The sequence below is a fragment of the Mesotoga sp. genome (assembly GCF_035363035.1).
Lineage (GTDB): Bacteria > Thermotogota > Thermotogae > Petrotogales > Kosmotogaceae > Mesotoga.
This window is the reverse complement of sequence record NZ_DAOSEH010000037.1, coordinates 1-20,700: the sequence shown is the minus strand read 5'-3', so window position 1 is coordinate 20,700 and position 20,700 is coordinate 1. Positions and strand designations below refer to the sequence as shown.

Here is a 20,700-nt window from a genome sequence, read left to right as displayed (position 1 = left end):
CCAGAAGCGTAGCCCGCATACAGAAAATGGAAAGGAATCACATCGATGTGAAGGTAACATCGCTAGAGTCGATGGAAGAGATGCCGGCCGATCTGGAAGAGATTCTCGAAGGTAAGGAAGAAGGCATAAAGTACTTTCCATCTCGTGGGCCAAAAGAAGTTTTGTTGAAAGATGGAAAGATCTACGGATTAAAAACTATAGCTTGTACAAGGGTCTTTGACGACGACAGTAGATTTAATCCTCGGTTCGATGAATCAGATCTCTCGACTATAGAAGGTACGATGATTATTGAGGCGATTGGTCAAGCTCCAGATTATGACTTTCTTCCTGTCGAAATAAAGGGAGAGATTCAATTCATAAGAGGCAGAATTCTTGTTAACGAAAAGGGACAGACTGCTTTAGCGTGGTTATTTGCTGGAGGAGACATAGTGAACGGACCGGATATAATTCACGGCGTTGCCGACGGCCATAGAGCTGCGACCGGTATCGATGAATTCTTGGCGGGGGTGAAGAAGTGAGTGATCTGAAAAAGATTCTGGAACTTGCCCTTAGTTTTGAAAGATCAGGGCAGGAGTTTTACAAAAGCAACATGGAAAAAGTTAAGCAAGTGCTGGCAAGGGAAACCTTTATGTATCTGATGGAGATGGAATCCTCACATGTGGAATTTATAAAGAAAATGATCGAAAAACTCAAAACCGATGAGACCATAAATATCGAAGCAACCGGAGAAAAGGACGAAATCTTCAAAGAACGTCTGAAGTCACAGGCTCTTTCCAGTAACACCTACAGCAACGATTTGGCCGATCTTTCGATACTGAGAATGGCTTACCTTATAGAGAAAGACTTCGTGGAGTATTACGGCAAGGCCTCGGAAAAGATAGAAGATGACCGGGCCAAGAAACTGCTGACAACTCTAAGAGTTTGGGAAGAGGGACACATGGAATTGTTGAAAAGACTTATGGAACGTATCTATGAAAAAAACGCGCTGGATCTGGGCTTCTACCCGTTTTAATCGAAAGGTGATTATCGATCTACACCGATGAATTTCGGAAACGAACAGAGCCGATGAATGGAACCTGAACGTTTAAAAAGTGATAGTATCTTTCTATACGAGCGTAAGACCATAGCAGAATTCAACTCTGGCTATCAGCACCGTCAGTACGCTCTTGCTTTCGTGTTCCATATTTGGCGTTCAATGCAGTGAAGAATGACCATAGTTTTTCTATTAGAGAGGAGGTCGTACAATGAAAAGGAAGCTTCTGTTCTTCGCATCGGTGGCGGCTCTGTTGATGTTGCTTCTTACCGGGTGTCCCAACGGTCCAAAAAGCTTCACTTTGACAATAACCACTTCGCCCGATACGGCGCTGCAGATAACTATCGACTTGGTCAATCAACAGACGCCCTTCAGCCAGAAGTACGTGGAGGGAACGAATGTGAACGTCCAGGTCACAAGCCCTCAGGAAAGGGACGGTTCGGCGTTCGTAGTCGGCAACGATACCAAATACACCTTCCAGCAATGGAACGATTCAAACAACAGCAACCCGAGAAATTTCACCGTCAACGGAAATTTCACGTACACGGCCCAGATGAACGTTCAGTACAAAGTCGACGTCTCATCCAGTCCGGCCGGCGCGCTCGTGACCGGCGGCGGCTGGTACAACAAAAACGCGAACGCCACGCTGACGGCGCCGGCGATGGCCGGCTACATTTTCGACCACTGGGTAGTCAACGGTGTCAACATCGGCAATACGAATCCTTTGACTGTTCCGGTGAACGAACCCAAAAACGTCGTGGCCCATTATGTATCCGCGCAATTCACCCTGACTGTTACCACCACCCCCGACACAGGCCTGGTCATAAGAATCGCCGGTGTCCAGTACAACTCGCCCAGAACGGTTTCGGTGAGCGAAGGCGCGGTCGTGCAGATCTCCGTAGACACTCCCCAGGAGAGGGACGGTTCAGCGTTCGTAGTCGGTAACGATACCAAATACACCTTCCAGCAGTGGAACGACGCGAGCAACACCAACCCCAGAAATGTCACGGTCAACGGAAACGTGACTTACACGGCGCAGATGGGAGTGCAGTACAAAGTCGACGTCTCCTCCAGCCCTGTCGGTGCTCTCGTGACCGGCGGCGGCTGGTACAACAAAAACGCGAACGCCACGCTGACGGCGCCGGCTTTCGCCGGTTACACTTTCAGCCACTGGGTAGTCAACGGTGTAAACGTCGGAAATACGAATCCTCTGATTATTCCGGTGAACGAACCCAAAAACGTCGTCGCGCAGTACAACGCCGACGTACAGTACACCCTGACGGTCACCACCCTTCCCGACATCGCTCTGGACGTGAGAATAGACGGAACGGCTTATCCCTCCCCCAAGAGCATGGTGGTACAGGGTGGAAGCAACAAGCAGATCGCCGTGGTCGCCTACCAGGAAAAAGATGTGTCGCCGTGGATGACGGGAATCGATTCGAAATATACATTCGTGAACTGGAACGACGGCAGCGCGCAGAATCCGAGAAACGTCACCCTCGATTCCGATAAAACCTTCACCGCCAACATGACTACCGAGTACAGGATCGATGTCAGCGCCTCGCCCACACTGTGGGAGACAGGGACTTACTGGACACCTAGAGGAGCCGTCTGGCAGTTCGATTTCTCGGGTGATCTCGGACCTTACAACTTCAGTTACTGGCTGGTCAACGGTCAGAACGTGGGAAGCGCGAGACCGCTGGAATTGACCATAGACAGGCCCCATCAGGTAACCGCCGTTTTCGCCCTGCAGGAACCCGATTACACGCTGACGGTCACCACCTCGCCCCACACGAATCTGAACATAAGTATCGGGGGAACCCCTTACACCTCCCCCAAGAGCGTGGTGCTCGAAAGTGGAACAGCCACACAGATAGCCGTGACTTCTCCGCAGAGCAAGGATACCTCCGGTCAGGTCGCCGGAGACGATACGAGATACACCTTCCAGCAGTGGAACGATCTCAACACGCAGAACCCGAGAAACATCACCGTGTATTCGGATATAACCTACACGGCCCAGATGAAGCTGGAGTATCTGGTGGCGACTTCGTCCAACCCCGCCGGAACGGCTATCGCGGGCGCGGGCTGGCACATCGCCGGAGAGATCGTGAACTTCTCGGCACCCCAGAAGGCCGGTTTCAATTTCAGTCACTGGGTCGTGAACGGTGTCAACGCAGGGGCCGCCAACCCGCTGGCCGTAACGATAGATACTCCCAAAAACGTCGTGGCCCATTACGTCGCGGCGGCCGGCAGGAACATCTGGGGAAACGTGACTCCGCACACGGGAGACGTGAAGACCGCCGATCTCGATGAGGACGAGATCATATCCAACCCCGATATAAGAACGGTTCCCGAAGAGGCCGAGTACGTCCAGGGAGAATACATACTGAAAGTGACCTCCTTCAAAGAGGCGGAAAGCTCCTTCAAGACCGCGACGACCGGAAGTATCGAGATCTTGAGAAGGATCGAATCGGCCGATGATTCCCTGAGGTTCCTCCTTGTTAGCACAGATCTTTCAATGAAGGAGCTCGAAAATCTGACCGGCGTGGTGAGCGCATCCCGGAACTACCTCTTCTATCCGCTGGTTACAACACCTAACGACACGTACTACCCCGTGCAGTGGAACTACCCGCTCATGAACCTGCCGCAGGCCTGGGACTACACCGTCGGTTCCAGGAGCGTCGTGGTTGCCATAATCGATTCGGGATTCAGCGTAAACCATCCCGACCTGACCGGGGTATTCACCGCCGGATATAACTTCATAGACAACAACACGAACGTTTCTGAGCCCAACACCTCGGAAGACAGCCACGGCACTCACGTAGCCGGAACTGTGGCGGCGCTTTCGAACAACGCACAGGGAGTGGCCGGTGTCACCTGGGGAGGTTTCGGCATCTCCATAATCCCGATAAGAGGGATAAAAGACTCCAGCACTCTTATTAGCAGCCTCATATACGCGGTGGATCACGGGGCGAAGATAATCAACATGAGTCTCGGCGGACCGGCCGGGACCGAACCGCTCCACGATGCCATAAAATACGCCGACAGGAACGGTGTCGTCATGGTGGCGGCCTCGGGCAACAACGGAGACGGTAACATACTGTACCCCGCGAAGTACCCTGAAACGATAGCGGTCGGCGCGGTCTGGAAAGACGGAAGCACCGTCAAGAGATCGAATTACTCCTGCTTCGGTCCAGAACTGGACGTCGTTGCACCGGGAGGCTGGATGACATCCTACACCGACCCGAACGGAATATACAGCACCGGCTGGACGCCTGCGGGAAACAACTACATGTACATGCAGGGCACATCGATGGCCACGCCACACGTGACCGGGCTCGTCGCGCTACTGATGGGGGCCGGACTCACCGATCCTGACGAGATACGCCAAACGCTACGGGACACGGCGACTGATCTGGGAACGGGAGGAAGAGACGATTATTACGGTTACGGACTGGTAAACGCGCAGGCGGCGCTCGATTCTATAACCACTCCGCAGGAATTCAAGGTCTTCCTTAGGAACCCGGCGACCGGTGTAGATATAGCCAACACGACGATATCCGATTCCGGCTCCTACGGCTTCAGCAACGTAACGCTGAGTCAGGTGAAGGTCTGGGCCTGGAGAGACATGGATGATAGCGGTACGATCAACAAGGGAGACCTGCTCGGCTACTACAATTACAACGGCGGAAAGCCGAACATAAATAACGCAACAACGTACAACCTCAGCACGGGCGACAACTGGATCGATTTCAAGTTCGCTCCAATCGTTGAAAATTGATAAAAACGACAGAAGTGGGAGCTCTCGCGAGCTCCCACTTTTTTTGGCCATTACTTCAAAAACTCTTCCAGCTCTTTTTCATTCTCTATACCCGTATCGCCCGTCTCGAAGAGAGTCCCCTTGTATATGAACTTGACCTTCTCACCGAGGGAGAGGACTTCTTTCAACCAGTCATCAACGTTGAACAGGTCGAAATAAGCCTGACTGAACGCTTTTACCTTTACCGGTACGAGTTTTTCGACCTCTGGATTGTCCTCTATCCAAACTTCATCCTTTAGGTAGAATCCGATACTTCCGACGAACCTGTAATCGGACGTACCGCCTCCGACGAACTGGTCCATTTCCATTTCGGCGACTGATTTGGCCGCCATTACCGATCCCGTAGTCTGTGGGGCGACTCCCAAACCCCCTCTGTCGACCACTGCATTGTATGACAGGTGTCTTTCGGGAGCTATGAGGAAGGAAGTGAATTCATTTATTATATTGAACTTCTTCGAAAGTGCGATTATCTCCTGTGCGACTTCCTCCCTGGCCTTCTCGCTGAGACTGCTATCGTAGCGATAGATATTGGCCAGCGAGGCGATTCTCTTCTGTGCCCATATTCTTGAGACGAATTCATTTTCGGCGATCTTGCCGATCCGGAAATAATACTCGTATGTATGTCTCTCGCCACCGCGCGTACCTTCTACCGTAACTTTAAGGTCACCCTCTTCGAAGAAGAGGCCGGATAACCTCAGCGCGTAACCGGAGAAGAGCGAATGGGGGCCAGTCGGTAGTATTTTCGCGGTTTCTATCCCTTCCATAGAGATCACGACGTTCTCGAGCGCGGGGGTTTCGATCGACCTGTAAAGTTCGGTCACTTTACTCTCGATATTTTCGCCCTCCACTATGTAACTGACCCTTCCGGCATTTTCCTGAACGAGCCGGTCCAGAAGTTCGGCAACGACTCCAGTACCTACGCCAAACGAGAAGAGATGTATATTCCTGGCCCTGGCTTCGTTAGTTGCATCGCCGACTATCCTGCCGGTTTCCGTTATCCCGGAAGTCGGGGCACCGTCCGTCAGGAAGAGAAGAACCTTGAACCTTCCCTCGTCGCCCCTGCTGAACATATCTATACTAGTTTGGAGGGCGCCGTAGATGTTCGTCATCCCGTCGGCCTGGATCCTGCGAACCTTCTCTATCCACACGCCCTTTTCCGAGGCGCTCAGCAGCCCGCCTGTCAAGTCGTATATCCCGTCATCGAAGGTCACGATCGCGAAACGGTCGTCACTCCTCAGCATCTGCAACACCTGTTCTAGAGCCCTCTTTGCCTGCTCTATCTTTTCGCCGTACATCGAGCCGGAGATATCAAGCACGAAGACAACATCCTTGGGAATGATGCGCTCTTCCTTCAATCTAGGTATGAGAGTCAACAGGAAATAACCCTCTCCGGCTTTCTCATCCCAGAAAGTGGCGACAGAGGAGGGAATCTCTTCGGTTGAAGCGGTGAAGATCATTGCGACATCGGAAGACGGCACAAAATCCTCCGCCTGGAAGATGTACTCTCTTCCGGACGCCTGGACCTCTTTCAGGGCATGCGTCGGTGAAAAGACCTCGGCTATTTCGTCGGTTGTCTTGATTCTAATGCTCACCTTACCTATCGGAGCCGTTAGAAAGCTGTCGATTTTCAAGGGATAGATCATGGTGTAAGCGTTGGAAGAGATCTCCAGCGGTTGTGTGTACTCTATATGGAATTGCCGCTTTTCACCCGGCTCGAAGGGAAAGACGCTCAGGCGGATCAACTGGCTGCCGACGTATTCGAGAAGAGCCGGGTCTTTCAACTTGGCCACGATCTCCTGGTATATCTTTCTCGCCTCGTCGGCCGGAAGGACCTCGCCTTTGAAGACCTGGTCCCCCACTTTCATCACGAAATCGCTTATAACTGCCGAAGAAGGTATGGGAAAGAGATAAACAGCTTCCAGTCTGCGGTTGGAAACGTTCTCGAACTCTTCCTCGATTTTTACCCTCGCTATTCCATTCTCGAGAGTGATATCAACATTGTGATAATTCATCTTGAAGCCACCGGTTCCCGGTTCAACCGGATGCGGAGGTACCACCACTCCGTTGGCGGCCAGCGGAGCCACCATCAACAACAAGAACGCTACGACACTCAATTTCTTCACGTGTTTCACCCCCCTTTTCTTTCAGCAAGCTTATGACGCCTCCGAAAGCCGGAAAGTTTTCAAAAGGGAGTAACAAAAACCTCCGGCCTCGTTCGCGAAAGTAAAGCCTCACAGAAACGCTGCTAAAGTAAAAACCCGGAGATCGACTTCGATCTCCGGGAATGTGCTCAGGGTAGGAAGACAGTTTAGAATATCGAATCCGGTTCGTAGTAATTGGCCGCGTTTTCCGGTACGATCAGTTCGGCGGCCAGAATGATCTTGGAAGGAATCTGTTGCTGGTAGAAGCCGTTCAATTGTTCGCCTCTCATAGCCATCACAGCCATCGATATTCCCGTTGCGATCATCGAAGGAGGATAAGTCACGTCGGCCTTGACTAGAGGATCGTTGTCCATAACCTTTTTGACCATTTCCTTGGAGCCGGCGCCACCGAGGAAGATTTTTATATCGTTTCTGCCGGATTCCTTGTAGGCCTGGAGAACACCTTTTAGCACATCGTCATCCTGTGCCCACACGGCGTCGATCTTCTTGTACTTCTGGAGGTAATTCTCCATTATTTCCAGACCCTTCTCCGTCTGCCAGTACGCGGGTTGAGAGTCGAGAATCCTTATATCTGGATACTTAGCGATAACAGCTTTGAAGGCGTCGACTCTTTCGCTGTTGATAACACAGGGGATTCCCTCCAGTACGACGATGTCGCCTTTGTAATTGAGAGCTTTCGCGAGCCACTCTCCAGAAACACGGCCCAGACCTGGGTTGTCTCCGGCAACGTAAACGTTCTCGACAGGCTTGGTAAGGCCTCTGTCAACCGATACCACGAAGATTCCACTGTTGTAGGCCTTTTCAACAACCGGGGTAAGAGGTTCGGAATCGTGTGCCAGTATTACCAGGGCATCGATACCCTTTACCATAAGATCTTCAACGTCTCCGACCTGTTTCGCTGCCGAATCGGCCGTCACCAGGAAGAACTCTACATCGGGATCCTTTACGTTCCAGTCCTTAATTGCCTTCTGTGCCCACCAGACGATGCCGCCAGTCCAGCCATGATCCGCACTGGGTATTGCCACTCCGATTTTGATCTTCTCGGCCGCAAAGGCAAAAGCGGAGAGAAGGAAAACCACGAGAATAGTAAGTACCAACGCTTTTTTCACAAAAACACCTCCTTTTGGGTAGTAATTCGTCTTGTATCCCATAAATACATTAATACCGAATTTTTCCGACGATGCTACTGGTTCTTTTTGCGCTGGATCAAAACTGCACCGATGATAACTATACCCTTAACCGTACCCTGCAGATAAGGCGATACGCCCAGCATGTTGAGCATGTTGTTGATTATACCCAGAGTGATCGCACCGATCACCGTACCGAAGATCGACCCCGTCCCTCCAGTCATGGGCGTTCCGCCGATTATGACGGCGGCTATCGCGTCAAGCTCGTAGTTGGACCCACCTGTTGTCGAACTCATGGAGTTCAATCTTGCCGAGAGGAAAACGGCCGAGAAGCCAACGGTGATTCCGACCGTTACATACGAGATAAACCTGGTGAGATTGACCTTTATGGCCGAATACTTCGCGACCTTTGGATTTGAACCGACGGCACACAGGTACCGGCCGTAACGCGTCTGCTTGAGGATCACAGAAAAGATTATCGCGAGAACTATGAAAACCACGACCGGATTGGGTATCTCCAGTATCTTTCCCATCCCCAGGTCGGGGAAGAGGTTGCTCTGGGATCTAAAAACTCCTGCCGAACCCACATACAACGCCATTGACCTGAATATGGCCATAGTGCCCAGTGTGGCTATGAAGGGAGCGATCTTGCCCAGTGTGATCATGAGCCCGTTGAGAGCGCCGAGTCCCGCACCGAAGAGTATTCCAACTACCAGAGCGAAGAATATGGCCCATGCCTCGGCGGCGGCCCCAAAGACTCCTATCGCCCAGTTCAGAGTCAGTATAACCACGCCTCCGACGAGGGCAACCATAGAACCGACGGAGAGATCGATCCCTCCGGAAATTATCACGAAAGTCATGCCGAGAGCGATTATCCCCGTGTAGGAAACCTGCCTCATTATGTTCAGCAGGTTCTGCACCTGTAGAAAGTAAGGACTCGCTATCGCTGAGATTATAAACAGTACGGCGAGAGCTATCAGTGGACCGAACCTCTCGTATTCAAAACGTCTTCTGGAAGTTTCAACGGCCATATCATGCAACCCCCTTGAGTCCAGTCGCGTGAAGCATTATTTCTTCCTCGTTTATATGTTCTCCCTCCAGGATACCTGTGACCGTGCCCTCTTTCATAACGACAACGCGGTTACTCATACCGATTATCTCCTCGAGCTCGGAGGATATTATGATACACGAAACCCCTTCCTTTACGAGCTCGTTGATGAACCGGTAGATCTCTCTTTTGGCGTTGACATCTATTCCTCTTGTGGGTTCATCGAAAATGAAGATCTCCGGTTGCGGATCTAGCGACTTGGCGAGTGAAACCTTCTGCTGATTCCCGCCGCTGAAAAATTCGAGCCTTGTTTTTAGAGATGCTGCCCTTATGTTGAATTTATCCACGTACTGCTGGGTCTTTTCCTTTTCCAGCTTGTGGTTTATGAGTATCCTGGAGTAAGCCGGCAGTGATATCAAAGTCGTGTTGCCTATTATATCGAAGGAGACAAGTATTCCGCTACCCTGACGATCCTCCGACAGATAGGCTATTTTGTTTTTTACGGCATCGCTGGGAGATTTTATCTCTACGGCCCTTCCTTTGATGTTGATGGTGCCGGTCTCTTTCTTTCGTATGCCGATGATCGCTTCGGCCAGCTCCGTTCTCCCTGCCCCCACCAGACCTGCGAATCCCAGGATCTCTCCTCTCTTCAAGTCGAAAGAGATATTCTTCAGAAGACCTCGCACGGAGAGGTTCCTGACTTCAAGAACAATTTCGTCTGACGGTTTGGTCTTTTCGGGGAAGACCTGGCTCAACTCTCTTCCCACCATTCTTTTCGCCATCTCATGCTCGTCCAGTTCGGCGGTCCCGGTTACGCTTATCGTGATACCGTCCCTGAGGACCATCACGCGGTCGCAAATGCTTTTCACTTCTTTCAATTTGTGAGAGATATAGATGATGGTTACGCCCCGTTCTTTGAGTCTCCTCATAAGGTTGAAGAGTATGTTTATCTCGTTCTGCGTGAGGACGGTCGTCGGTTCATCCATGATCAAAAGCTTCGAATCGTGGGCCAGGGCCTTGGCTATCTCCACCATCTGTTTCTGCGCCACACTGAGCCTCTCTATCTTTTCGTCGGGGTTAATAGTAGTCTCGAGTTCCTTGAGGAGTTCCCTGGTTCTCTTCTTCATATCCTTTTTGGCCAGAAAGCCCTTACCGGTGAGTTCGCTTCCGAGAAAGATGTTCTCGTAAACGTTGAGTTCGTTTATCAGGTTGAACTCCTGGGGAATGAGAGATATTCCGATAGCTTTGGCGTGTATGGGATCCTTGATCTCGACTTCCCGGCCTTCGAAGAAGAGCTTTCCCTTGGTAGGGTTGTAGATCCCGCTGAAGATTTTGACCAGGGTAGATTTTCCGGCGCCGTTTTCACCGATTATCCCGAAAATCTCGCCCTTCTCTATCTCTATGTTTATATCGTCTAGAACCCTGACCCCGGAAAACTCCTTGGCGATCCCCGAAGTCTTTATCAAGACCTCTCCCATTCTCCTGCTCCTCAGCTTCTAAGTGCATCGTCAAAGGCTATGTTGGAAGGTTCGAAATCCACCTTCCTAACGAACTGTGCCGCTTCGCGGGCTCCGTACTCCCTCTCCATACCGCTGTCTTCCCATTCTACCGAGAGAGGCCCCGAGTACCCGATGTTGTTCAGCTCTCTTATTATCTCTTCAAAATCGACATGGCCGTGACCGAGCGACCTGAAGTTCCAGCCTCTCCGGTTATCACCGAAAGTCAGCATGGAGCCGAGGATTCCGGCCCTGCCGTCCAGCGTGACGGCCGCGTCTTTCATGTGGACATGGTAGATCCTGTCGCCGAAATCGTGTATGAAGAGGTGGGGTTTCACACCCTGCCAGATCAGGTGGCTTGGATCGAAGTTGAAGCCGAGCGTCTTTCTGTATTTGAAGACCTCGAGCAGTTTCTTCGCCGTGTAGTAATCGAAAGCGATCTCCGTGGGATGGACTTCCAGGGAGAAGGTCACCCCTTCGGCGTCGAATCTGTCGAATATCGGCGTCCAGAGATCGAATATCTCTTTATAACCGTCTTCTACCATCTTTTCCGTTGTCTGGGGGAAGGAATACCAGAATTTCCATACCGGAGAGCCGGTGAAACCGGTGACGGTGTAGCAGCCCATATTTCTTGCGGCTGTGGGGGCGAACGTCATCTGTTTTATGCCCCAGGCTCTTATCTTTTCGGGGTCGCCCTTGCAACTGTCCGGTGCGAAGCCGTCGAGCCTCGAATCGTACAGATCCCCCACGCATTGCCCCTCCAGATGGGCGCCGAGCGCCCAGCACTTCAGATCGTACTTCTCGAGGATACTCTTCCTGTTCTCCACATAAGCGGGATCGGTCGCGGCCCTTTCTAGATCCATATGATCGCCCCAGCAGGCTATTTCGAGGCCGTCGTAGCCCCAGGAACTGGCTTTTTTGCAGATCTCCTCAAAGGTCAGATCGGCCCATTGACCCGTAAAGAGAGTAACCGGTCTCTTTCCCATAAATATCCCTCCTACATGTCTATCCATACGCTGCCGGCTTCAGAACTCTCGACAGCTTTGCTTATGAACTTGACTCCCTCGAGTCCATCTTCCACGCTCGGAAAATCCGCGTCGGAAATATCTTCACCTTTTTTCTTTTTCATCAGCGCAGTTGCGAAGTTGCGGTAGATGTTGGCGAAGGCTTCGTAATAACCCTCGGGATGACCCGCCGGGATCCGAGACGTCTTTGCGGCGTTCGGCAACATATAGCTTCCGCCCCTGGAAAGTATCTGAACCGGCTCACCGATATAGGCCACCCTGAGGTAGTTGGGGTTTTCCTGTTCCCACTCTATGGATCCCTTGCTTCCGAAGATCCTCACTCTCAGTCCGTTGTCGTGACCCACTGCAACTTGCGATGCCCAGTAAACGCCCCTGGCGCCGTTGTCGAATCTCACTAGTATCTCGGCGTTGTCGTCGAGCTTACGACCGGGAACGAAAGAGTCCAGACTGGAACACAGGGACTTGATCTTCAATCCGGTCATGTATGATACCGTATTCTCTATGTGGCTTCCTATATCCCCGACGCAGTTGGATCGGCCAGTCTGGGAGGGATCGGTCCTCCAGGAGGCCTGCATATTCCCAGTGTCCTCCAGACGTGTGGCCAGCCAGTCCTGGGCGTACTCACCCATTACGACCCTGATCTCTCCAATATCACCCCGCCGTATCATTTCTCTTGCCTGTTTCACCATCACATAACCGGAGTAGGTGTAAGTGACGGCGAAGAGCAATCCCTTTTTCCTCGCCAGTGCGGCGAGTTCTTCGGCCTGCGCCAGATCTATGGTCAACGGTTTCTCGCAGACAACGTTTATGCCGGCATTTAGAAACTCTCTTGCAATTGGATAATGCGTGTTGTTGGGTGTCGCGATATCTACGAAGTCTATGCAGTCTTCTCTGCCCGACTCCTTCCTGGCCATTTCAACGTAGTCTTTGTAAACCCTGTCGTCAGCGACGCGAAGTTTTTTCGCCGTTCTGAGAGTGTCTTCGTAATCTATCGAGAAACAGCCGGCAACGAGTTGTGCCAGACCGTCCATGGCGATCGCCTTTCTGTGTACGTCGCCAATGAAAGAGCCTTCTCCACCCCCAAGCATTCCATATCTCAGCTGACCTGCAGAGGCAATTTCCTTTCCTTCAATCATAATTCTCACCTCTAGTTCGTATTTGTTTGTTCTTTCCTGTCAGATTCACGAAGAAATAAGAGGAATCTCCTATTATTGAAATTATAGCCAAAGATTCACTCATTTCTGGTATGCCATCACGGTAATATAGAAAGAGGAAAATGGAATAAAATTATCAGAGAACGATCAAAGAACGATTGATCTGACCAGATGGGTAATTATCGACTCAGATCGTTCAGGAAGCCAGAAAACGAATATTGTACAGAGAAGGTTGCGGAGTATTTTATTTTTTGCCCCATAAAAATATCTACTTCAACCGAAGTGATTTTGTAGATGAAATTGAAGCGGGAATTTCTCCCGCTTCAACTCTGATAAGTCTTGAGTCCGCTCTTTATCTTTCCCCTCATGAACAGGAAAAGCAGTCCGGTCGTGAGAGAAATCCACAGAAGTTGCAGTAGAAAACCTCCCCATTCGGCGCTCCGTGTAAGAATATCCTTCAACGCCGCAAACGACCAGTAAGTCGGAGACCAGTAGAATATGAACTGTCTGTTTTCGGGCAAAACAAAAGCAATCATAACGGGCATCAACAGAAGCAGAACGCTTATCTTCATATTCGCAAGACCGGTCATCTGACTGGAAGACATGACTCCGATCAAAAAACCCATCACGATGCCTATGACCGAACTCACGACAGTCACCATTATGAGCTTGAGTATATCCAGACCGCCTATTGCGAAGATCAAGACGGCCAGAAGCGCGTGGATTATCGGCACGGAGATTCCCATTATGCTCCTTCCCAGAAGGAACTCGGCCTTCGAAACTGGCGTTACCATCAAAGCCCTCATGGCTCCGCTCTCTTTCTCTTCGATTATATTGAACCCTATGATAAAGCCTCCCAGCGTGAAGGAGAGTATGACCACAAAGCTGAAGCCGAAGAGCGTAACCGGCGGTATCACTCTGCCGTTGTCGCTGAAGTCGATATTTATCAAGGATGTGTCTCCTTGGAGTACGGCCGAAATCGCCAGCTCCGCCAGTTCACGCGCCTGTGGCGATTCGTCGCCCTGCATAACCAGGACATACTTCCCCCCGCTCTCATAGACTCCAATCCGGTCGCCTCCACGGGCTACCGCATCCTTCATTTCCCGTATGCCGGCTACCTTTTCTACGTTTGCGTACCTGTCCAGCTGAACGGCCAGTTCGGCCTCACTCTCCGGTACGATGAAATCGATCGACAGGCTCTGAAAATCCGGCGATATCAATTTGAATACGATCGTCAGTATTATTGGCGCCAGCAGTGTGTAGATCATCACTTTGTCCCTGCGGCTGTTCAAAGTGTCCAGTCTGAATATATTGAGAACTCTTCTCACATTCATCAAACCATCTCCCTTCAATTTTTTCGGACTCGCTGCCCGTAAACAAGCACGGCGATCGTGAAGGCGATCGCTCCCTCAAGCGCTATCAGCCAAAGGCTGGAGATGCCAACTTGGATTGAACCCGGGAAGACGGCCCCCTTGAGCGCGAAAAGTATGGTGTAAGTGGGCAGAATCCTGAGGTACCAGGGCGAGAATCCTGGAATGAAAAAGGATATCATCGGCAGACCGAACACGAGACTCAGCCCAAGCATGGGAACGAGCGACTGGGAGAGGTTGTTATAGAAACTCGCAAAGATAAGCGCTATAGATGTTGAAAGGGTGCTTCCGACAACGACTATCAGCAATAACTCGCCGTACCTCGGACCGATTCCGACGACCATAGGAGTCAGTATGAGAGTGAAGAGCACTCCAAGAATCGCGAGCACGATGACCTTGGCTCCCAGATACTCCCATATCCTCCCCGGGGTGATGCTGTAGGCTTTTATAGTTTCCTCGGACTTCTCGCCGAAGATCATGGCAAAGACCAGGAACATTCCGAGCATTACCGCCTCGGACATCAAGAGAACCGGGAGAAAGGACTTGTTGAAGGGGATCGCTTCATCGACGGGTTTTCGGTCTTCAAGATACTCGATATTGTATCCTTCTTCCGAGCGGAGAGTGCCCGTTCTCTGCAATATTGAAAGTCTCAGCAGCTCCCTGATATCCTGGCTCTCATGACCCTGAAAGACCAGTTCGAAACCCGGCTCTCTTATAGAGCCTTTCAAAACTATTCCGACACTGTTAAAACGCCGGTTCATTGTTTTCTCAAGATCGTCTCTATCCTTGGCCAGCAAAAGTTTGTCGCTCTCCATATCGCCTCCGAAGAGATTTTCCATGACCTGAGAGCCTTCTTCCATCTCGTTCAGGACCACCACATCCGGGCTCACGGTGAGATCTTCGGGAATGAGAAAGGTCACCAGAAGGAAGTACGCGATCGCGACTCCGACGACGAGAAGAAAGTAATAACTCCGCCAGCCCAGTCTGAGCTCCTTCAAAGTATTGGCAGCCAGTCTCATCATCTCAGCTCCCTGCCAGTCACCCCGATGAATATCTCTTCGAGAGTCGCTTCTTTCGAATGCATAGTCTCGATCGTCCCTTTTTCTATCAGGGTGTTGAGTTTCGCTTTGTCGCTTCCCTGAAGCAGAGAAAAACTCTCTTTCTTGACGCTCCCGTCGAGTCTGTATTCGACTTCGACCAGCTTTTGCCCGTATTGTAGCTTAAGGTTGCGCGGAGAATCGATGAGCGATATCTCTCCGGCGACTATGAAGGCTACGCGGTCGCAGAGCTCTTCGGCTATATACATGTTGTGGGTCGTGAGAAATACGGTCACGCCCTCGCTCTTCTTTCGTTTGATTATTTCTTTGATCGTTGCCGAAGTGGTCGGATCTAGCCCCGAAACCGGCTCGTCTAGGAACCAGATCTTCGGTTTGTTTATCAGGGAGCGGGCGAAAACCAGTCTCTGCTGCATACCCTTGGAGTACTCTCCCGCCCTTTTCGAAGCGGCCTCTTCTAGACCGACCATCCTCAGCAGTTCCATGGGATCTTCAGTTGGAACATCGTACATCTTCGCGAAGTAGTCCAGGTTCTCCAGTCCCGTCAGTTTCCTGTACAGGTTAGGTTGCTCAAAGGAAACGCCTATCATATTGTAAAAGCTCGAATCGGGTTTACCCGCATCCTTACCGGCTATCTTCACAGAGCCCCGTTGCAGTGGGAGCAATCCCGTCAGAACCTTCTGCGTGGTCGATTTGCCCGCGCCGTTCGGTCCCAGAAAGCCGAAGATCTCGCCTTCTTTTATATTGAACGACACACCCTTGACGGCATATCTTTCATCGTTCGTGTAAGAATGGTACAGTCCTTCAACTTCTATCATCTTGTTCTCTCCTCCTCATTCCTTTTTCAAGAATATCGACCATCGAGTAGAACTTCTTTCTCGCCTCTTCCGTCAGATTGCCGGATCCCGATTCTCTGACCGCATCTCCGAGCGCGAGTAAAAAGGCCGTAATCAGCCTGGCCGCCAGCGAGGGATCTACCCAGGGCGCGATATCGCCCCTCTCTATGCCCTGTCTCACTAGGCCTTCCATAAGCCCGTCACTCGATGGCCTGTAGTCTTCGAAAACTTCTCTCATAAGAGCCGGATCGGCCATGAGTCTGTCTCCTATCTTCGATAACCTTGGATTCTCCTCGGCCATCTCGATCGCCGCCTCAGCCATTAACCTGAGCACCTGAAAAGCACTCGTGTTCACGGCCGAGTTCATAACGTTTGATATCGCCTCCATCTTTTTCTCGTAGAGCAGATCGATCACATACTTGAACAGATCCTTCTTATCTTCAAAGTACTGATAGAAACTACCCTTGGGTATAGAAGACAGCCTGACTATCTCGTTAATCTTCGCCTCGCGGTAGTCGTTTCTTGAAAACTCGTCTATCGCCGCTTCGATGATCCTTTCTCTCTTCTCGAGCGGTAGATTGAAAAACGTCTCTTTTGGTATCGCGATCACCCTCTTTATGACCACTTGGTCATATGACTTCTCGGTCATATATTACATCAAAAAGAACGGGCGGTCAATGTACATGACCGATCGGTCATGTTAAGATCATATGAAGAGATGAGCGAAAGCTATCCACGATCCGCATGACATCGAGACCTGACTGTTTTTTGAGGCAGAGATTTCGGGAGCCTGTCGGTGAACGGGTTACTTCAAAAAGGTAATCAGCAGATCGGCGATTCTTTCGGGGAACTGATAAATCGCACCGTGTCCGCCGTCTTTCAATCTCACGAGCCATGAGCCCTCTATCGCTTCGGCGAGGATCAGCGAGTTCTTCACGGGGAGTATGATATCCTCCGTTCCCGCTATTATCATGGTGTCGGACTCGATCGATTTCAGCCTCTCGCAGGTCCCACTCCAGTTACCCACGGCAACGTATTGATCGGCTATACCTCTTTGGTTTTGGTCGCCGGCTCCATCCTGACCGGAAGCGGCCGTAAACCTCGCCGCCACCTCCGGATGGGCAAGCGTCCAGTCGGCAGGGAAGAGCACTTTCAGAAGCACCTGTGGATCCCCCATGTTCTGAAGCATGGAAACCGCTTCATCCGAAGGAGGCACCGACTCGTCTCCTCCGCAGCTAGTCGAGAGAAGAACCAGTTTGTCGGTCAGCTCCGGATAATTGAGGGCGAACTCCTGCGCGATGTAACCTCCCATGGACCATCCCACGAGGCTGACCTTTTCAAAGCCTATGGTTCTGACAAGATCAGCGGCGTCTTTCGCAAACAACTCTATCGAAGGGGCCTCGTCAGAAGTTGTCGATCTTCCGATGCCCCTGTTATCGAAGACTATCACGGTGAACTCTTTAGAGAGCGCGGAAACTACGTACGGGTCCCAGCTCTCCAGAGGCGATCCGTAACCTGCGATCATAAGCAGAGGGGCGCCGCTTCCAAAGACCTTGTAAGCCATTTCTATGGCGCCTACCTGCGCTTTCTTGACGGGTGCGGAATACAACTCCGGAACGCCCTGAGCGAAAAGCGATGCCGACAGAAGAGTAATTACGGAAATAATCGACTTCTTCATCTAAACAGTGTCATTCATCACCGTGCTTTAGCCCGGTGAGGAATGACGCTTCCCTCCTTTCGCATAATAGCGATGATGATCTTTCTACAAGTTTTAGTTTTCTTACAACAATGCAGACTAACATATAGTCTGCCTCCTTACGGATTAATTCTCCCATCGCCAATGTTATCCGACAGTTTCTCGTTAGCAGTACTGCTCCTACCTCCCACATTTATATATAATCGATTATACTACCTGAGCTTCGACAGCCGTCCCCGGCCTTTCTCAGGATGGCAGGTCCATCTCTGGCAGAAAAAATCCCGTTCGTGAATTCCGAACGGGATTTTAGGGCAGATTACACGGGATAATTTCGAAAGGTTAAGAGTTCACTCTTACATCATGAATCTCACGGTCGATTCACCGTCGTTCAGTTCGACGGTCCAGGTTCTGCTCGCGTCTCCCCACTTCGTCCTTATCTCGTACGTTCCGGCCTTCAGGGAGGCGATCGTCACGGTGTTCGGATCGCCTGAGGCAACATTTTCAAAGGATTCTTTGAAGTTAGTCGGTCCAACCAGTTCTATTTCCAGATCGTGGCTCTCGCCCAGGTAGAAGTCGGCCGTTATAGGGGCGACCACAACGAGTCGGAGATCGAACTCGGCCCGATCCGCAAGATCGTCGGCGACCTCTGTCGATGAGGCGACGGGAGGTATTCCGGCGGGGTTGTACGCTTCGACCCTGTTCAAATGGTTCTTTCCGTCCGATCCGCCAACCGCGTAGATCCAATCCTCACTGACCACCGCAGCGAACCACTCCCTTCCGGCCGACATCGGCACGGCCTCGATCCAGCTGTCGTTAGCGGGGTCGTAAACCTCGACTCTGTTAGATACGCTTCCGGAGTACCCGCCTATGGCGTAGATCCTCTCGCCATAAACTACGGCCGTCAACCACTCTCTGGCCGTCGGCATCGGCGCGACTTCTGTCCAGCCGTCGGTGGCGGGATCGTAAACTTCGACCCTGTCGAGCCGGACGCTTCCGTCGTTACCGCCCATGGCGTATATCCTGCCGCCGTAAACCACCGCGGCCAGTCCGTACCTCGCGGTGGGCATCGGTGCGGCCGAACTCCACTTGTCGGTGCGGGGATCGTACACATCTACTCTGCTCTGGCTCTTGCTGCCGTCGAACCCGCCTATCACGTAGATCCTCTCTTCGTAAGCCACCGCCGTGAGGCTGTTTCGGGCAGTCTCCATAGGCGAAACTGTCGTCCATGCATTCGAGGCGGGATCGTATGCTTCGACTTTGCTGAGGCGTTTGCTTCCGTCGTGGCCGCCTATCACGTAGATTCTATCCTGGCAGAGAACGGCCGCTATACTGCTCCTGGCAGTCGGCATCGGCGCGACTTCGGTCCAGCCGTCGGTAGCGGGATCGTACGCTTCGACTCTGTTGAGGCGGCTGTTTCCGTCGAAGCCGCCTATCGCGTAGATCCTTCCATCACAGACCACCGCGCCGTGGCTGCTCCTGGCCGTCGGCATCGGTGTTTTAGTCTCCCAGAAGTTCCCATACTCCAGGACGACCTCTATCTGCGAGTACATCATAGGAGTGGTGTAAACCTCGCGTTCGACCGTCCGGTAGCCGGGCATGGAAACGACCAGGGTGTGCTTCCCCTCGGTGAGCGTGGAGATCAGGACGGGACTCTTTCCTGTCGGTTCTCCGTCGAAGGAGACGTCGGCCCCGGAGGGCGTCGTCGTTATCTGCAGACCTATCGACTTTCCCATGATTATCTGCGCTATTTCGTTCTGCGGTATCTGCAGTGCTCCCCAGGGAGTCGCGTACTCCACCGTTCCACTCGACCAGTTCCGTACCGAGCCGGTGACCTGCTGGAGGTTCTTGAAGATCAGGAAAGACTCGGCCTCTATCGGATCGCCGGGCGCTTCGTTGACCCATGAGTTCAGGGCTCCGGCGAGAACCTTGATCTCTCCGAAGTCCGTCTTCAACGTGTGATACTTGCCGTCGAAGCTGTGAATTGCGCCGTCTATCACGACGTTTCCCGGAAGAGTTGTTCCAGACTCACTGTAAGGACCCTGCCCGATCCTCATCTTTGTTATGTGGGAGGCCGGCACGATCAGTGTACCGTAGGGAGAGGCGAAGTGATACCCGTCTCCCTCCGCTTTTTCGAGGGCCGCTTCGAACTTCGCCTCCGTAACCGTTTCGACCAGGAAGTCCTTTTCCTCCGGTAGCGAAAGTTCCGTAAAGTCCTGGGTGTTGAGGAAGGCCAGTTTTTCAAGGGAATCGACGTACATCATGCCGAAGGGAAGGGCGAAGATCGCCTTGCCATCCTCTATGGAGACGAGGATGGTGTAAGGTATGTTCAGGCCGTTCTTCATCACCAGGCCCTGCCCCCTGATGGTCTTCTCGTCGAAGGAGATCTTCAGGACCTTCGCTATGTCCAGATCTACATCTACTCTGGCGGCGGCCAGCTGGAAGGTGAGAACCCCGTCCCGATAAGATTTTATCGTGCCCCTTATTACCCCGTCTTCGGCCGTGTGGATAAGTGAAGAGAACACTATCAGCGGTATCAGAGTTACGAGAACGATAACAACGAGCGCCCGTTTCATCTCAAACACCCCCTATTCAGTAAGTGCCTCTTGCTGAATCCACCTCGATTATATTCGCTTTGTGTCGCTCGTCCAAGTTGAAGTTGAAGACACGACCGGGCGGAGTTGTTCGCCGATAACGGGCCGCAACTGTCGCACTCCGATAACCGGACCGGAAAGCCGGGCGATAGTCGAGTTTGAACTGAACGGCACGTGTCCGGCCCGCCTTGAGCCTCCAGATCCGGAGAGCTTTTTGGGATTCTATGAAGTAATTATTTGAACCAGTAATCGCTCCTGTAGTCGGTGACCTTCCGGCCGAGCACGTG

Annotated in this window: 15 protein-coding genes; 3 read left to right on the top strand and 12 right to left on the bottom strand. The window is 51.8% G+C overall.

Features of this window, described 5'->3' with window-relative positions:
- From PKX57_RS07090 to PKX57_RS07080, 3 genes are all read left to right on the top strand, one after another.
- A partial coding sequence (locus PKX57_RS07090; RefSeq protein ID WP_472416550.1) for an FAD-dependent oxidoreductase occupies positions 1-518 on the top strand: 518 nt, incomplete at its 5' end.
- Positions 515-1,012, top strand: a complete 498-nt coding sequence (locus PKX57_RS07085) for a ferritin-like domain-containing protein (RefSeq protein WP_472416548.1) — start codon at positions 515-517, stop codon at positions 1,010-1,012. The genes PKX57_RS07090 and PKX57_RS07085, both read left to right, overlap by 4 nt.
- 232 nt (positions 1,013-1,244) lie before the next feature.
- Entirely contained in the window at positions 1,245-4,814 is a 3,570-nt protein-coding gene (locus tag PKX57_RS07080; RefSeq protein WP_472416546.1) for a S8 family peptidase, read from the top strand.
- Between the two features lie 50 nt (positions 4,815-4,864).
- Here PKX57_RS07080 and PKX57_RS07075 read toward each other — a convergent pair whose 3' ends face one another.
- The 12 genes from PKX57_RS07075 to PKX57_RS07020 form a co-directional block, all read right to left on the bottom strand.
- Positions 4,865-6,976, bottom strand: coding sequence for a VIT domain-containing protein (locus PKX57_RS07075; protein ID WP_472416544.1), 2,112 nt, complete (start codon positions 6,974-6,976; stop codon positions 4,865-4,867).
- A 185-nt stretch (positions 6,977-7,161) separates the two neighbouring features.
- Entirely contained in the window at positions 7,162-8,124 is a 963-nt protein-coding gene (locus PKX57_RS07070) for an ABC transporter substrate-binding protein (protein ID WP_472416542.1), read from the bottom strand.
- Between the two features lie 74 nt (positions 8,125-8,198).
- A complete protein-coding gene (locus tag PKX57_RS07065) occupies positions 8,199-9,173 on the bottom strand; it encodes an ABC transporter permease (protein ID WP_472416540.1) in 975 nt (324 codons plus the stop codon).
- Position 9,174: 1 nt separating this feature from the next.
- A complete protein-coding gene (locus PKX57_RS07060; RefSeq protein WP_472416538.1) occupies positions 9,175-10,668 on the bottom strand; it encodes a sugar ABC transporter ATP-binding protein in 1,494 nt (497 codons plus the stop codon).
- A gap of 11 nt (positions 10,669-10,679) precedes the next feature.
- Entirely contained in the window at positions 10,680-11,672 is a 993-nt protein-coding gene (locus PKX57_RS07055; protein WP_472416536.1) for a sugar phosphate isomerase/epimerase family protein, read from the bottom strand.
- Positions 11,673-11,683: 11 nt separating this feature from the next.
- Positions 11,684-12,847, bottom strand: coding sequence for a Gfo/Idh/MocA family protein (locus tag PKX57_RS07050; protein WP_169698655.1), 1,164 nt, complete (start codon positions 12,845-12,847; stop codon positions 11,684-11,686).
- 341 nt (positions 12,848-13,188) lie between these two features.
- Complete coding sequence (locus tag PKX57_RS07045; RefSeq protein ID WP_213921103.1) at positions 13,189-14,199, bottom strand: ABC transporter permease; 1,011 nt, start codon at positions 14,197-14,199, stop codon at positions 13,189-13,191.
- A 14-nt stretch (positions 14,200-14,213) separates the two neighbouring features.
- Positions 14,214-15,257, bottom strand: a complete 1,044-nt coding sequence (locus PKX57_RS07040; RefSeq protein ID WP_472416534.1) for an ABC transporter permease — start codon at positions 15,255-15,257, stop codon at positions 14,214-14,216.
- Entirely contained in the window at positions 15,254-16,108 is an 855-nt protein-coding gene (locus PKX57_RS07035; protein ID WP_213921101.1) for an ATP-binding cassette domain-containing protein, read from the bottom strand. The genes PKX57_RS07040 and PKX57_RS07035 overlap by 4 nt, the downstream gene beginning before the upstream one ends.
- Positions 16,095-16,751, bottom strand: coding sequence for a TetR/AcrR family transcriptional regulator (locus PKX57_RS07030; RefSeq protein WP_472413911.1), 657 nt, complete (start codon positions 16,749-16,751; stop codon positions 16,095-16,097). The genes PKX57_RS07035 and PKX57_RS07030 overlap by 14 nt, the downstream gene beginning before the upstream one ends.
- A 180-nt stretch (positions 16,752-16,931) precedes the next feature.
- Entirely contained in the window at positions 16,932-17,804 is an 873-nt protein-coding gene (locus PKX57_RS07025) for an alpha/beta fold hydrolase (protein WP_213921421.1), read from the bottom strand.
- A 371-nt stretch (positions 17,805-18,175) separates the two neighbouring features.
- The gene (locus tag PKX57_RS07020) at positions 18,176-20,395 is read right to left on the bottom strand and encodes a Kelch repeat-containing protein (RefSeq protein WP_214050409.1); all 2,220 of its coding nucleotides are present in this window, start codon (positions 20,393-20,395) and stop codon (positions 18,176-18,178) included.
- Between the last annotated feature and the right edge of the window lie 305 nt (positions 20,396-20,700).

Coding starts and splice junctions, on each gene's coding strand:
- PKX57_RS07045 (WP_213921103.1), bottom strand. CDS start 14,199: ATGAATGTGAGAAGAGTTCTCAATATATTCAGACTGGACACTTTGAAC.
- PKX57_RS07020 (WP_214050409.1), bottom strand. CDS start 20,395: ATGAAACGGGCGCTCGTTGTTATCGTTCTCGTAACTCTGATACCGCTG.
- PKX57_RS07055 (WP_472416536.1), bottom strand. CDS start 11,672: ATGGGAAAGAGACCGGTTACTCTCTTTACGGGTCAATGGGCCGATCTG.
- PKX57_RS07040 (WP_472416534.1), bottom strand. CDS start 15,257: ATGATGAGACTGGCTGCCAATACTTTGAAGGAGCTCAGACTGGGCTGG.
- PKX57_RS07065 (WP_472416540.1), bottom strand. CDS start 9,173: ATGGCCGTTGAAACTTCCAGAAGACGTTTTGAATACGAGAGGTTCGGT.
- PKX57_RS07025 (WP_213921421.1), bottom strand. CDS start 17,804: ATGAAGAAGTCGATTATTTCCGTAATTACTCTTCTGTCGGCATCGCTT.
- PKX57_RS07060 (WP_472416538.1), bottom strand. CDS start 10,668: ATGGGAGAGGTCTTGATAAAGACTTCGGGGATCGCCAAGGAGTTTTCC.
- PKX57_RS07080 (WP_472416546.1), top strand. CDS start 1,245: ATGAAAAGGAAGCTTCTGTTCTTCGCATCGGTGGCGGCTCTGTTGATG.
- PKX57_RS07035 (WP_213921101.1), bottom strand. CDS start 16,108: ATGATAGAAGTTGAAGGACTGTACCATTCTTACACGAACGATGAAAGA.
- PKX57_RS07050 (WP_169698655.1), bottom strand. CDS start 12,847: ATGATTGAAGGAAAGGAAATTGCCTCTGCAGGTCAGCTGAGATATGGA.